The 13,092-nt window shown below is 65.4% G+C and carries 12 protein-coding genes; 7 read left to right on the top strand and 5 right to left on the bottom strand.

Annotated features, from left to right (window positions below):
• Positions 1 to 64 precede the first annotated feature (64 nt).
• The 3 genes from paaX to ACQR0U_RS16575 form a co-directional block, all read right to left on the bottom strand.
• On the bottom strand, positions 65 to 946 hold the full coding sequence (gene paaX / locus ACQR0U_RS16585; RefSeq protein WP_315826388.1) for a phenylacetic acid degradation operon negative regulatory protein PaaX: 882 nt from the start codon (positions 944 to 946) through the stop codon (positions 65 to 67).
• 90 nt (positions 947 to 1,036) lie between these two features.
• Positions 1,037 to 1,513: a phasin gene (locus ACQR0U_RS16580; RefSeq protein WP_315715766.1), complete on the bottom strand. Its 477-nt coding sequence runs from the start codon at positions 1,511 to 1,513 to the stop codon at positions 1,037 to 1,039.
• 187 nt (positions 1,514 to 1,700) lie between these two features.
• Positions 1,701 to 2,474 (bottom strand): hypothetical protein, encoded by a 774-nt coding sequence (locus ACQR0U_RS16575; protein WP_315826485.1) that lies wholly within the window; start codon positions 2,472 to 2,474, stop codon positions 1,701 to 1,703.
• Between the two features lie 146 nt (positions 2,475 to 2,620).
• Here ACQR0U_RS16575 and ACQR0U_RS16570 point away from each other — a divergent pair, with 146 nt between their 5' ends.
• Positions 2,621 to 3,541: an alpha/beta fold hydrolase gene (locus tag ACQR0U_RS16570; protein ID WP_315826389.1), complete on the top strand. Its 921-nt coding sequence runs from the start codon at positions 2,621 to 2,623 to the stop codon at positions 3,539 to 3,541.
• A gap of 99 nt (positions 3,542 to 3,640) precedes the next feature.
• Here the strand turns inward: ACQR0U_RS16570 and ACQR0U_RS16565 are convergent, their stop codons facing one another.
• Positions 3,641 to 4,645, bottom strand: coding sequence for an alpha/beta fold hydrolase (locus tag ACQR0U_RS16565; RefSeq protein WP_315715764.1), 1,005 nt, complete (start codon positions 4,643 to 4,645; stop codon positions 3,641 to 3,643).
• Positions 4,646 to 4,783: 138 nt separating this feature from the next.
• Positions 4,784 to 5,044, bottom strand: a complete 261-nt coding sequence (locus ACQR0U_RS16560) for a DUF6489 family protein (RefSeq protein WP_315715763.1) — start codon at positions 5,042 to 5,044, stop codon at positions 4,784 to 4,786.
• Positions 5,045 to 5,569: 525 nt separating this feature from the next.
• On the opposite strand from ACQR0U_RS16560, the gene ACQR0U_RS16555 reads away from it, so the two are divergent.
• The 6 genes from ACQR0U_RS16555 (at position 5,570) to ACQR0U_RS16530 (ending at position 13,083) form a co-directional block, all read left to right on the top strand.
• Positions 5,570 to 7,165 carry an ABC transporter substrate-binding protein gene (locus ACQR0U_RS16555; RefSeq protein ID WP_316186852.1) on the top strand — a complete coding sequence of 532 codons (1,596 nt, stop codon included), beginning with the start codon at positions 5,570 to 5,572 and terminating at the stop codon, positions 7,163 to 7,165.
• Between the two features lie 108 nt (positions 7,166 to 7,273).
• Entirely contained in the window at positions 7,274 to 8,254 is a 981-nt protein-coding gene (locus tag ACQR0U_RS16550; RefSeq protein ID WP_315715761.1) for an ABC transporter permease, read from the top strand.
• Positions 8,255 to 8,256: 2 nt separating this feature from the next.
• Positions 8,257 to 9,222, top strand: a complete 966-nt coding sequence (locus ACQR0U_RS16545; protein WP_315715760.1) for an ABC transporter permease — start codon at positions 8,257 to 8,259, stop codon at positions 9,220 to 9,222.
• Between the two features lie 34 nt (positions 9,223 to 9,256).
• Complete coding sequence (locus ACQR0U_RS16540) at positions 9,257 to 10,240, top strand: ABC transporter ATP-binding protein (RefSeq protein WP_316225133.1); 984 nt, start codon at positions 9,257 to 9,259, stop codon at positions 10,238 to 10,240.
• On the top strand, positions 10,237 to 11,232 hold the full coding sequence (locus tag ACQR0U_RS16535) for an ABC transporter ATP-binding protein (protein ID WP_315715758.1): 996 nt from the start codon (positions 10,237 to 10,239) through the stop codon (positions 11,230 to 11,232). The genes ACQR0U_RS16540 and ACQR0U_RS16535 overlap by 4 nt, the downstream gene beginning before the upstream one ends.
• Before the next feature lie 48 nt (positions 11,233 to 11,280).
• On the top strand, positions 11,281 to 13,083 hold the full coding sequence (locus tag ACQR0U_RS16530; protein WP_434843557.1) for a gamma-glutamyltransferase family protein: 1,803 nt from the start codon (positions 11,281 to 11,283) through the stop codon (positions 13,081 to 13,083).
• The last annotated feature ends 9 nt before the right edge of the window (positions 13,084 to 13,092 follow it).

Below are 13,092 nucleotides of genomic sequence, written 5' to 3'. Positions count from 1 at the left end.
CCAGGACTTGGTTGACGCCAATATATAACGAGATTTCATCCGTGCAATCGAATTCTGTAATATATCAACGGCCCTCATTCTCAACGGCGAAACGCCGCAGCAGCGCCGCTCCGGCCGCCGGCAGAGGCCCCTCCTCATTTGTCGCATGCGCGTCGAGCCAGCGCTCGGAACCCGGCAGCAGCAACCGATAAATCTCGCCGCACAGCGCCCGGGCCTGCCGTCCAGGCCAATTCCCCGGCAGCAGCTCGGCCGGCAGCAGCGGATCGCGCAGCACGATGCGCCGATAGTGGTGGATCAGCAGGATCCGGGCGGTGAAGGCCTGCCCGTCGGACAACACCTCGCCGCGCGCGATGCTGTCCTTGAGCGGCGCAAAGGAGGCGCTGAACTTGCGGTACGCCTCCGCCGTCCGCTCCAGCGCCCAGCTCTCGGCGACCAGCCGTCGCGCCATGTCGGAGCCGGCGGACGCCTGCAGGCGGATGGCCCCCTCCACTGCGTCAGGGACGGCGATGCTCGAGGGGGCCACGAACACACCGGGCAGCGGGCTGCCGAAGCCCGCATCGCGCAGCGCAGTCCGCGCCTGCTCGCGATCCTCGGCGCTGCCGATGAGCAGCAGTTCGAAGCTGCCGTTCCATTCCGCCGGCGGCGAATCGTAGATGTGGCGGGTGGCGCCGGCGAAGGTCTGCTCGCCGCGCCGGGTCAGGCGATAGAAACTGTTGCGGCCCATTCTGCTGCGCTCGAACCAGCCTTCCGCCGTCAGCCGCGACATCGCCGTGCGCACCACGCTGCCGTCGATGGCGAGCCCTTCGAAGAAGGCGAGCAAGCTGCCGAGCCAGACGCTGCCGCCCCGCGGCACAATGGCGTCGCCGAACACGGTGATGATCAGCGAGCCCGTGCGCGACGGCTCGCTCTTCAGTTGATTGACGATGCGGGACAGAGGCTGCGCCATGTCTCCGCTTTATCCGGTTTCGCCTGGTCACAAAAGAAAAGGCCCGCACGATGCGGGCCTTGCAGGTCGATCGGCTGATGCGCGAGGCGATCAGGCGGTCTTGTTGTAGGCCTTGGCCATGTTCTCCTGGGCGAGCTTTGCACCCTCGGTGACGAGCTTGCCGACATACTCGCTGGTCGACTTGGCGCGGGCGACGAGCGCCTCGCCACGGGCACGGGCCAGCTCACCCTGGATCTGAACGGCTTCGCTGATCGACTTGGCGGACGCCAGCCGGTCGATGCCGTCGAAGAAGGCCTCGGTGTCCTGATACAGCGCCTGCTGAATGTTCCGGCTGATCTTGCCGGCCTCGGTCACGCCGTCGAACACGGCGGTCTCGATCGCCGACGTCACCTTCTCGGAGCCAGCGAGGGCCTCCGCAGCGCGCTCCTTGGCGGTCGACGCGGTCTTCTTGACGAACTCCCGCGCGGACTCCGGCACTTCCATCGTCTGCAGATTCTTGAACGCGTCGGTCACCGGTGCAAAGGCGTCCTTGACGGTGTCGAACACGGTATTGGTCTCGGTGGTCATGGCTGTCTCCATCCTCAATGCTTCTGAGCTATGGCTCGCTCCGTCCCTTATGAAACCGGAGTGACTCAGCTATATCATTCTGGATGGTGCGACGCAACATAAATGTTGCAACGCACCATCCTGGATGGGAGGAAAGGACTGGCAACCGCTGAGCGACCCGCCGCACGTCGGAACGTTCGGGTGAGCCTCAGTGCTCGGCAGGGGCGCCGCCGTGCTTTTTGTTGCGGTTCTTCCCCGGCCGGGCCGGCTCGGCCGGCTTTGGAGCCGCCTCATCAGCCTTGGGCGCGGCGTCGACGGGCTGAGACGGCTTCATCAACGTGTCGAGCATGGCCCGGATCTCGCGCAGCTCTGCCTCGATCGCGACTGTCGGTGACGGATCGGGTGCTTTGGCGGCGTTCAGCGTCCGGTCGAGCAATGCTTTGATCTCGCTCAACTGGGGCGTGACGTCGACGGCGGGTTTTGCCGCCGGTTGCGGAGCCTTGGTCGCGGCAAGAAGCTCGTTGAGCAAGTCCTTGATCGCCTTCAAGTCCGGCGTGACGTCGCGCGGCGGCGCCACGACTGGCGCCGGCGCCTTGGACGCGGAGAGAAGCGAATCCAGCACGCTCTTGATCTCATTCAACTGCGGAGCGAGATCGGCGGGCGTCGTCGCGGGCACCTGCGCGGAAGCCAGCAGCTCCTTCAACAACACCCGTGTCTCCGCCAGTTCGCCCTCGATGGAGGCGAGCCGCTCATTCAAGGCGGTGAGCTGACCACGGCTCGGCACGTTCATGCCGGCGAAGTAGTTTTCCATCAGATCAACCATGGGCTTCTGTCCGTTTCCTGAACCAGTTGCGGGACCATCGGAGGATGGACGGGGCGTCGCACCCATCGGGCGCAGCCGCGTGAAGGCGCTGAAGCTCTTCTGCATCTCTCCGACCATCTGCTGCCAGAATGCGATCGGGTCGCCAGCTTTGTTCGCCATCGGCACGCTCCTTCAGACCAATACAAGACTCAAACACAACTTATCATAGCACGCCTTCGCTGCGGTGCGGGAGAACTTGTAGCTTGCTTCTCTCGACCAACAGAACCATGCCATAGAGGGTTCCAAGGCCTTGAACGAGGGATCAAGTGACTGCAACTGCTCATCAGCCGCCGCAGACTGTGCGCGCCAACGGTATCGACATCTGCTACGAGATCTTCGGCGACCCGGCGGCCCCTCCCCTCGTGCTGATCATGGGCCTCGGCGGCCAGATGATCATCTGGTACGACGAGTTCTGCGAACAGCTCGCAAGCCGCGGCTTCCGCGTGATCCGCTTCGACAACCGCGACATCGGCCAATCGAGCAAGCTGCATGGCGGCCGCCGGCTGACCCCGTTCGAGCTGATCAAGCTGCGCTTCTTCAACATTCCCGTCTCCGCGCCCTACAAGCTGCTCGACATGGCCAAGGACACGGTCGGCCTGATGGACGCGCTCGACATCAAGTCGGCGCATCTGGTCGGCGCGTCGATGGGCGGCATGATCGCGCAGGAGATCGCGATCTCCTTTCCGCATCGCGTGCGCTCGCTGACGTCGATCATGTCGACGACCGGCAATCCGCGCATCCCGCCGCCGACGCGCGAGGTCGCGATGCTGCTGATGGCGCCGCCGCCGAAGACCAAGGACGACTACATCAAGCGCTTCCAGAAGACCTGGAAGGCGCTGCGCGTCGGCTCATTTCCCGAGGACGAGGTAAATGACGTGGCACTCGCCGAACGCTGCTTCGCGCGCGGCATCAATCCCGCCGGCGTCGGACGTCAGTTGCGCGCGATCCTGGCCTCCGGCAGCCGCAAGCCGCGGCTGCATCTGGTGACGGCGCCGACACTCGTGATCCACGGCAAGGTCGACCCGCTGGTCCATCCCACCGCCGGCAAGGACACGGCGGAGTCGATTCCGAATGCCAAGCTCCTGATGATCGACGGCATGGGTCACGCTACTCCGCGGCCGATGTGGCCGCAGATCATCGACGCAATCGCCGAGCACGCGCACGGCGCGAATCCGCAGGCGGCTTAGGAGAGCCGACGCGCTGCGTCGGCAGGCTTGACGACATCTGTTGTTGTTTGGCTCGGCCGCAGCCTCTCACTCGGACGTGCAATCTGCCTCGGCCGTTCTTCAACCGAACCGTCGCCGCCGCCATTCGATCAGCTTGGCGCTGACCTCCGCGGGCTGCTCCTGCTGCGTCCAATGGCCGCTGTCGCGGACGAGATGTTTCTCCAGGTCCGGCACCAGCTTCTCCATGCCGTCGGCGGCCGAGGGCGGCAGCACGGCGTCGTTCTCCGCCATGATCATCAGCGACGGCACGCGCACCGTTTGATCTAGCCCTTCGGCGCGCTGCCAGTTGCGCGTCATGTTGCGATACCAATTGATGCCGCCGGTGAAGCCGGTGCGCGTGAAGGTGTCGACGAACACCTGCTTCTCCGCCTCCGACAGGATCGGCTGCCGCGTGTCCTTGGCGGCGTCATAGGCTGCGATCATCTGCGGGAACGCCAGGTTGAGCGATGGCGAGGCTGCGATCCCGCCGTCCGGCGGCTCCGTCGGCGGCGTATCGCTGCGCGGCAGCGGCTTGCGCATGAAGGCATCGAAGGTCTCCCCGACACGGCTGCCGAAGATGCGGTCCGGCTCGCGTGCGGGATCCTGGAACTGCACGATGTACATCATGTCGCCGAACCGCTTGCGCATGATGGCGATGGGATCGGCGGGCGCGCGCGGCAGATGCGGCGTGTTGATGCCGACCACGCCCGCGACTCGGTCGGGGTATCGCAGCGGCATCTGCCAGACGACGAAGCCGCCCCAATCGTGACCGACGAAGATCGCCTTGTCGATCTTCAGATGATCGAGCAGGCCGACGAGGTCGGCGGTGAGATGCTCGAGGTCATAGGCCTCGACCGGCTCCGGCCGGTCGGTCGCGCCATAGCCGCGCTGATCGGGTGCGATGACGCGGATGCCGGCCTCGGCCAGCGCCTTGATCTGATGCCGCCAGGAGAAGGCCAGCTCCGGCCAGCCGTGGCAGAGGATCATCGGCGGCCGGTCGCTGACGGGGCCCGCCTCGTAATAGCCCATGCGGATGCCGTTGGTCGTCGCGAACTGCAGCGCCGGCATCCAAGACGGATCGGTCATGCGTCCTCCCCTGAAGTGTTCAGCCGGTCTTTTTCGACCGGTCTTCGGCTCCGGCATGGAGCCTGCTCCATGCCGTGACGTCACGCCACGTCCCTTCGGAGTTCCGCGCAAGCGTAATCCGTGCGGCCGTCGGCCGCGTCAGGCCGACTTCTTGTCGTTCGAGCGGCTGCCGCCGAGGCCTGTCATGGTCAGCATCAGGTCCTGAAACCGTTCGGCCAAGCGGGGATCGAACGTGAACCAGCTCTGCATGATGGCTTCGGGCGTGAGCTTGTCGATGTTGCTCGTCATCTGGTTCTGCAGCCGGTCCATGACCGCAGCCTGCATCGGACCGACATCGGGAAGTCCGAAAAACTGCCGCGCTTCGAGCGGTGTGCAATCGATCTCGATATTGACTTTCATGTCCGCTCCGCTGTTCGAACCATCCCGACGCGAGCCCCGGGCCGGGCTCCCTTCACCAGGAAGACCATCCCGGACTCGCGGCAGGGGGGGTCCAGTATCACCGCGCCGGCCCCCCTCTAGCAAGCGGCGCGTTGCTGCAGGTGCGCAATTCCCGGGACATGGTCAATCCGGCGAGCCCTCAGCCCCATCCCGGAAGCCGCCGCTCGCGTGCGCCGCACAGCGGCGGCGGGGGGATAACCATATCGTTTAGGCTTAAACAAACTGCACTTGTGTGCCGCCGCTGAACTCTGGCAACATATTCGGATCGATCTGCCGCGGGTCGCACGACGCACCGCCAGGCCAGAGCCAACGGGATCAGTTCATTCCGGCGCGGCATCAGACTTGCAGGCATATCGCCCGGCGTCTTGTTGCTTCTTGAAGTTCGTGCAAGAGGCGCTGCAGACAACACGAACTTCGAAGCAAAACAGGCCGGACACAATCGCGCCTGCCGAAAAACCAAGCGTCAAACGCGGAGAATTTGGACATATGTCGGGACGCAAATCCCTGCTCATCGCGGCAGCGGTCGCATTCGGCCTCGCCGTCATGCCGGCTTCGGCCCAGACCCTGCGCTATGCCAACCAGGGCACCCTGAAATCGCTCGATCCCTACACCTTCAAGGAATCGACCACGATTGCGCACCATGCTCACGTCTATGAGGGACTGACCGCGCGCGACAAGGATCTCAAGATCATCCCCGCGCTGGCCGAGAGCTGGGAAACGCCCGAGCCGACCCGCTGGCGCTTCCATCTGCGCAAGGGCGTCAAGTTCCACAATGGCGAACCCTTCACGGCCGACGACGTGATCTTCTCCGCCGATCGCGTCCGCGCCACCGGTTCCAACTTCCTCTCCAACGTTCCGCCGGACGCAAAATTCATCAAGGTCGACGACTACACAGTCGACGTGAAGCTCGATGCCCCCAATCCCATCCTGATCTCGCAATGGGATACGTGGTACATCATGAGCAAGAAGTGGTGCGAGGACAACAACTCGGTCGCGCCGACGCCGGTGTCGGCAACCACGCCGAGCTACGCCGCGCTGCATGAGAACGGCACCGGCCCCTTCATCATCGAGAGCCATCAGCCCGGTGTGAAGACCGTGTTCAAGGTCAATCCGAACTGGTGGGGCAAGCCCGAGCACAATCTCAAGGAGATCGTGTTCACCACCATCGCCTCCGACGCCACGCGCGTCGCCGCGCTGCTGTCCGGCGAGGTCGACGTCATCGAGCCGGTCCCGGTGCAGGATATCGGCCGCGTCGATTCCAGCCCGAATGCCCAGGTCCTGAAGGGACCGGAGCTGCGCACGATCTTCCTTGGCATGGACGAGACGCGCGACGAGCTCTTGTACTCCAACGTCAAGGGCAAGAACCCGTTCAAGGATATCCGCGTCCGCGAGGCCTTCTACAAGGCGATCGACGTCGAGCTGATCAAGACCCGCGTCATGCGCGGCCTGTCGACCCCGTCGGCGCTGATGATCGCTCCGCAGCTCTATGCGCTGTCGAAGGACTTCACCCGGCCGAAATATGATCCGGACGCCGCCAAGAAGCTGCTGACCGAGGCCGGCTATCCCGACGGCTTCGAGGTCGGCATGGATTGCCCGAACGACCGCTACGTCAACGACGCCGCGATCTGCCAGGCCGTGGTCGGCATGCTCGCCCGCATCGGGGTCAAGGTGAACCTGAACGCCCAGCCCAAGGCGCAGTATTTCGCCAAGGTGCTGAAGCCCGGCGGCTACAACACCTCGTTCTTCCTGCTCGGCTGGACGCCCTCCTCGATGGACGCGCACAACGTGATGCACGACATCATGGGCTGCCGTGACGATGCCAAGGACCCGACCCGGGGCGAGGCCAATCTCGGCAATTACTGCAACAAGGAGTTCGACGCCCTGACCGACAAGGTCCTGGTCGAGACCGATACCGCCAAGCGCAATCAACTGATCAAGCAGGCCTTCGAGATCGGCATCAACGATTACGGCTACATCCCGCTGCATCAGCAGGCGGTGGCCTGGGGCGTCTCGAAGAAGGTGAAGATTCCGCTGCGCGCCGACAACGCCGTGCTGCTGTTCCTCGCCACCAAGACCGAGTAGTCCAGACGCAACGACAAGTCCCGGAAAGCAGAACTGCTTTTCGGGACTTTTCATTTCCTGCGGCAGATGCTACGCGCCGCCGCATCTCGAAGGACCTGAAAGGATCAGATGCTCGCCTTCGCGCTTCGCCGAGCAATTCAGGCCATCGGCGTCATGATCGCCGTCGGAATCATCGCGTTCGCCATGTTCCGCTTCGCCGGAGACCCGGTGAGCCAGATCGTGCCGATCGACGCGTCGGCCGCGGAACGGGCCAGCATCCGCCAGTCGCTCGGGCTCGACGATCCCTTCATCGTGCAGTTCGGTCGCTATCTGTTCGACGCGGCGCAGTTCAAGTTCGGCGTCTCCTATCAGTTCCGGCAGCCGGTCTCCGATCTGCTCAAGGAGCGCATGCCCGCCACCCTGGAGCTCGCGGTCTGCGCGACGATCCTGGCGCTGTTCTGCGGTATCCTGATGGGCGTGTTCTCGGCGCTGCACCGCGACTCCCTGCTCGCCAAGCTGTTCCAGATGCTGTCGCTGATCGGCATCTCCCTGCCGACCTTCCTGATCGGCATCCTCCTGATCTACCTGTTCTCGGTCACGCTGGGCTGGCTGCCGTCGTTCGGCCGCGGCGACACCGTCAGGTTCGGCTGGTGGACATCGGGCCTGTTCACCGTCTCCGGCTGGAAGGCGCTGATCATGCCCTCCATCACGCTCGGCCTGTTCCAGATGACCTTGATCATGCGGCTGGTTCGCGCCGAGATGCTCGAGGTGCTGCGCACCGACTACATCCGCTTCGCTCGTGCCCGTGGGCTGACCACGCGCGCGATTCATTTCGGCCATGCCCTGCGCAACACGCTGGTGCCGGTGATCACCGTGGTCGGCCTGCAGTTCGGCTCGGTGATCGCGTTCTCGATCATCACCGAGCAGGTGTTCCAATGGCCGGGCATGGGCCTGTTGTTCGTGCAGGCGGTGCAGAATGTCGACATCCCGATCATGGCGGCCTACCTGATGATGGTGTCGCTGATCTTCGTCACCATCAATCTCGTGGTTGATATCCTCTACACCGTGGTCGATCCGCGCCTGCGCGCGACCATCAGCCGTCCGGCCTGATCATGAGCGACGCAGCCCTTCCCCACCCCACGCCCGTCGAGACGCCGCGCGCCGCCGACGGATGGCTGAAGCGTGCGCTTGCGAGCGACCTGTTCTACTCGTTCCGCCGCTCCAAGCTGACGGTCGCCGCGGCCGTGATCACGCTGCTGTTCTTCCTGCTGGCGATCTTCGCGCCGCTGCTGTCGCCGCAGAACCCGTTCGACCCGGCCCAATTGCAGCTGTTGAACTCGCGGATTTCGCCGCTGTGGACCGCCGACGGACAGAGCCCGTTCTTGCTCGGCACCGACGAGCAGGGCCGCGACGTGCTCTCGGCCATCCTCTACGGCCTGCGCATCTCACTCCTGGTCGGCATTCTCGGCGTCGCCTTTTCCGGCGCGCTCGGCATCGGCCTCGGCCTGATCGCCGGCTATTTCGGCGGCCGGGTCGACACAGTGATCATGCGCATCGCGGACGTCCAGCTCACCTTTCCGCCGATCCTGATTGCGCTGCTGGTCAACGGCATCGCCAAGTCGGTGTCCGGCAACCGGCTGGACTGGCTCAGCATGCTGGTCGTGCTGGTGCTGGCGATCGGCCTCTCCTTCTGGGTGCAATATGCGCGCACGGTGCGGAGCTCAGTGCTGGTCGAGAAGAACAAGGACTACGTCGCCGCGGCACAACTGATCGGCCTGCCCGCGCCCGTCATCATGCTGCGCCACGTGCTGCCCAACACCACCGGTCCCGTGCTGGTGATCGCCACCATCAACCTCGCGCTGGCGATCATCACCGAGGCGACCTTGTCGTTCCTCGGCTCCGGCATGCCGGAGACGATGCCGTCGCTCGGGACCCTGATCCGGATCGGCAACAACTATCTGTTCGCCGGCGAATGGTGGATCGTCGCCTTCCCCGGCATCGCTTTGGCCGGACTGATCCTCGCCATCAATCTGCTCGGCGACTGGCTGCGCGACGCCCTCAACCCGAAACTGCGATGACCCGCGTGAATGCGTCCTTCCGAGGCTTGAGCTCATGACCGCCCCCGTTCTGTCCGTGCGCAACCTGCAGGTCGAGTTCGCGACCCGGCGCGGCACCCTGCGCGCGATCGACGGCGTCTCCTACGACATCGCCAAGGGCGAGGTGCTCGGCGTCGTCGGCGAATCCGGTGCCGGCAAATCCGTCACCGGCCTTGCCGTGATCGGCCTGATCGATCCTCCGGGCCGCATCTCCGGCGGCGAGATTGAGCTCTCCGGCCTGCGGATCGACAACCTGCCCCCGGAGGAGATGCGCAAGGTGCGCGGCAAGCGCATCGGCATGATCTTCCAGGATCCGCTGACCTCGCTCAATCCGCTGTATCGCGTCGGCGACCAGATCATCGAGACCATCAGGACCCACACCAACCTCACCGAGCAGCAGGCGCGCAAGCGAGCCATCGACCTGCTCGCCGAGGTCGGCATATCGGCGCCCGAGAAGCGCATCGACGGCTATCCGCACGAATTCTCCGGCGGCATGCGCCAGCGCGTCGTGATCGCGCTGGCGCTGTGCGCCGAGCCGGAGCTGATCATCGCAGACGAGCCGACCACCGCGCTGGACGTCTCCGTGCAGGCGCAAATCATCTCGCTGATCAAGCGGCTCGGCCGCGACCACGGCACCGCCGTGATGCTGGTGACCCACGACATGGGCGTGATCGCCGAGACCTGCGACCGCGTCGCCGTGATGTATGCCGGCCGCGTCGCCGAGATCGGCCCGGTGCAGGAGGTGATCAACAACCCGCTGCACCCCTACGCCAAGGGGCTGATGGGCGCGATCCCGACGCTCGCGGGCGAGGAGAAGCGGCTGGTGCAGATCCCAGGCTCGATGCCGCGACTGTCCGCGATCCCGCCCGGCTGCTCGTTCAATCCGCGCTGCAGCTTCGCCTTCGACCGCTGCCGCGTCGACCGGCCGGAGCCGCTGCGCCAGGGCACGCAGGCCGTCGCCTGTCATCTGTACGATCGCGCGACGGAGACCGCGGCATGACCGATTTCGTCGAGGTCAAGAACCTGCGCCGGGTCTTCGACGTCTCGAAACCCTGGCTCAACCGCGTGATCGAGCGTCAGCCGCAGGAGTTCCTGAAGGCGGTCGACGGCGTCAGCTTCGGCATCAGGAAGGGCGAGACCTTCGCGCTGGTCGGCGAATCCGGTTCTGGCAAGACCACGGTCGCACGCATGGTGGTCGGGCTGCTGGCGCCGACGTCGGGCGAGGTCATCATCGACGGCGTGTCGATGAGCGAAGCGCGCCAGGCCCAGGTGCGGCGCAAGCTGCGCCGCCGCATCCAGATGGTGTTTCAGGATCCTTACGCGAGCCTCAATCCGCGCTTCCGCGTCGATAGCATCATCGCCGAGCCGATCCGCGCCTTTGACATCATCGAGGGTGAGCGCCAGATCAAGGACCGCGTCGGCGAGTTGCTGACGCTGGTCGGCCTGCATCCCGACGACGGCCAGAAATTCCCGCACGAATTCTCTGGCGGGCAGCGTCAGCGCATCGCCATCGCGCGCGCGCTCGCCTCTGAGGCCGAGTTCATCGTCTGCGACGAGCCGACCTCGGCGCTCGACGTCTCCGTGCAGGCGCAGATCCTCAATCTGATGCGCGATTTGCAGGACAAGTTCGGCCTGACCTATCTGTTCATCAGCCACAATCTCGCAGTCGTCCGCCACATGGCGAGCCGCATCGGCGTGATGTATCTCGGCCGCATCGTCGAGATCGCCGATGGCCGCACGCTGTTCAGCGACCCGCGCATGCCCTACACCAAGATGCTGCTCGGCGCAGTGCCGGACCTGTCGATGTCCGGCCGCCAGCGCATTCCGGTCAAAGGCGAGATCCCGAACCCGATCAATCCGCCCTCGGGCTGCACCTTCAACCCACGCTGTCCCCTTGCATTCGATCTCTGTCGGCAGCAGTCGCCCGAACTCATCGGCGGCGTGGCCTGCCATGCGGTGAACCAGCCGGCGAGCGCGGCCGTTCCTGCATGAGGCAACGAGTCGTGATGCGGACGGACCGATCATCAGAATGAAAGTCACATGAGCTTCATCAACCCCGATCCCTTCACGACCCGCCCCGAGATCGACGGCACCTTCGGCGTCGTCACCTCCACGCACTGGCTCGCCACCGCGGTAGGCATGGCGATGCTGGAGCGCGGCGGCAACGCCTTCGATGCCGGCGTCGCCGCGGCCTTCACCCTGCAGGTGGTGGAGCCGCATCTCAACGGTCCCGGCGGCGACGTGCCGATCATCCTGCACGACGTCAAGCGCGGTCGCACCGAGGTCATCTGCGGCCAGGGCCCGGCGCCATCAGGCGCCACCATCGCGCACTACAGGAACGAAGGCCTCGACATGGTGCCCGGCACCGGCCTGCTCGCGGCCTGCGTGCCCGGCACGTTCGAGTCCTGGATGCTGCTGCTGCGCGACTACGGCACGATGCGGCTGCGCGACGTGCTGGAGCCGGCGATTTCCTACGCGCGCGACGGCTATCCGCTTGTCGAGCGCATCTCGGCGACGATCCAGACCGTGGAGCAGCTGTTCAAGACGCATTGGCCGACCTCGGCCGCGCTCTATCTGCCCAATGGCGAGGTGCCGAGGCCGGGCACGCTGTTCACCAATCCACAGCTCGCGGAAACCTACGCACGCATCCTGAGTGAAGGCGAAAGCGCGGGTGCTGATCGTGACGCGCAGATCGAGCGCGCGCGCAAGGCCTGGTCGCAGGGCTTCGTCGCCGAGGCTATCGACCGCTTCTGCCGGACGCAGGAAGTGATGGACGTCTCGGGCTCGCGCCACAAGGGCGTGCTGACAGCCGACGACATGGCGCGCTGGCAGCCGACCATCGAGGCACCGCTGACCTATCAGTATGGCCGCTACACCGTTTGCAAGGCCGGCGTCTGGAGCCAGGGCCCGGTGCTGCTGCAGCAGCTCGCGCTGCTCAAGGGCTTTGCGCTCGACGGCCTCGATCCAACCGGACCCGACTTCATCCATTGGCAGATCGAAGCGGCGAAGCTGGCGTTCGCTGACCGCGAGGCATTCTACGGCGATCCTGCTTTCGCCGACATCCCGATCGAGACGCTGCTATCGGATGCCTACAACGACGAGCGCCGCAAGCTGATTACGGAAAAGGCCTCGCTCGAGCTGCGTCCCGGCACGCTCGACGGCTACGGCGCCAAGGTGAAGCTGCGCGAGGCCCAAGGCCGCCGCGAGGCCGTCGGCGCAATGGGCTCGGGCGAGCCGACCGTCGGCCGCTTCGGCGAGGTGCGCGGCGACACCGTGCATTTCGACATCATCGATTCCCGAGGCAACATGATCTCGGCGACGCCCTCCGGCGGCTGGCTGCAATCATCGCCGGTCATCCCCGAGCTCGGCTTCTGCCTCGGCACGCGCGCGCAGATGTTCTGGCTCGAGGAGGATCATCCGGCCGCGCTGGTGCCGGGCAAGCGGCCGCGCACCACGCTGTCCCCGAGCATGGCGCTGCGCGACGGCGAGCCTTACGTCGCCTGGGGGTCGCCGGGGGGCGATCAGCAGGACCAGTGGAACACGCAGTTCTTCCTGCGCCACGTCCATGCCGGCATGAACCTGCAAGAGTCGATCGACGCCCCGGCGTGGCACTCCGAGCATTTCCCGATCTCGTTCTGGCCGCGCACCGCGCGCCCCGGCGTGCTCGTGGTCGAGGGCCGCGTGCCCAAGGCGACCGTCGAGGAGCTGCGCCGCCGCGGCCATGTCGTCGAGGTCGGGCCGGACTGGTCGGAAGGCCGGCTCACCGCGGCCTCACGCGTCGGCCGCCGCCGCCGCGCCGCGGCCAATCCACGGGGCATGCAGGGTTACGCCGCCGGACGATAAGAGAGCAAC

It is taken from the genome of Bradyrhizobium sp. HKCCYLRH3097, from assembly GCF_051167875.1.
Taxonomy (GTDB): Bacteria; Pseudomonadota; Alphaproteobacteria; order Rhizobiales; family Xanthobacteraceae; genus Bradyrhizobium.
This window is presented reverse-complemented; position numbering and strand designations above follow the sequence as displayed.

What these genes read in the sequence shown, in the direction of transcription:
- ACQR0U_RS16545 (WP_315715760.1), top strand. Translation starts at nt 8,257, where the DNA reads ATGAGCGACGCAGCCCTTCCCCACCCCACGCCCGTCGAGACGCCGCGC.
- ACQR0U_RS16560 (WP_315715763.1), bottom strand. Translation starts at nt 5,044, where the DNA reads ATGAAAGTCAATATCGAGATCGATTGCACACCGCTCGAAGCGCGGCAG.
- ACQR0U_RS16550 (WP_315715761.1), top strand. Translation starts at nt 7,274, where the DNA reads ATGCTCGCCTTCGCGCTTCGCCGAGCAATTCAGGCCATCGGCGTCATG.
- ACQR0U_RS16535 (WP_315715758.1), top strand. Translation starts at nt 10,237, where the DNA reads ATGACCGATTTCGTCGAGGTCAAGAACCTGCGCCGGGTCTTCGACGTC.
- ACQR0U_RS16580 (WP_315715766.1), bottom strand. Translation starts at nt 1,513, where the DNA reads ATGACCACCGAGACCAATACCGTGTTCGACACCGTCAAGGACGCCTTT.
- ACQR0U_RS16565 (WP_315715764.1), bottom strand. Translation starts at nt 4,645, where the DNA reads ATGACCGATCCGTCTTGGATGCCGGCGCTGCAGTTCGCGACGACCAAC.
- ACQR0U_RS16555 (WP_316186852.1), top strand. Translation starts at nt 5,570, where the DNA reads ATGTCGGGACGCAAATCCCTGCTCATCGCGGCAGCGGTCGCATTCGGC.
- ACQR0U_RS16575 (WP_315826485.1), bottom strand. Translation starts at nt 2,474, where the DNA reads ATGGCGAACAAAGCTGGCGACCCGATCGCATTCTGGCAGCAGATGGTC.
- ACQR0U_RS16540 (WP_316225133.1), top strand. Translation starts at nt 9,257, where the DNA reads ATGACCGCCCCCGTTCTGTCCGTGCGCAACCTGCAGGTCGAGTTCGCG.
- paaX (WP_315826388.1), bottom strand. Translation starts at nt 946, where the DNA reads ATGGCGCAGCCTCTGTCCCGCATCGTCAATCAACTGAAGAGCGAGCCG.
- ACQR0U_RS16530 (WP_434843557.1), top strand. Translation starts at nt 11,281, where the DNA reads ATGAGCTTCATCAACCCCGATCCCTTCACGACCCGCCCCGAGATCGAC.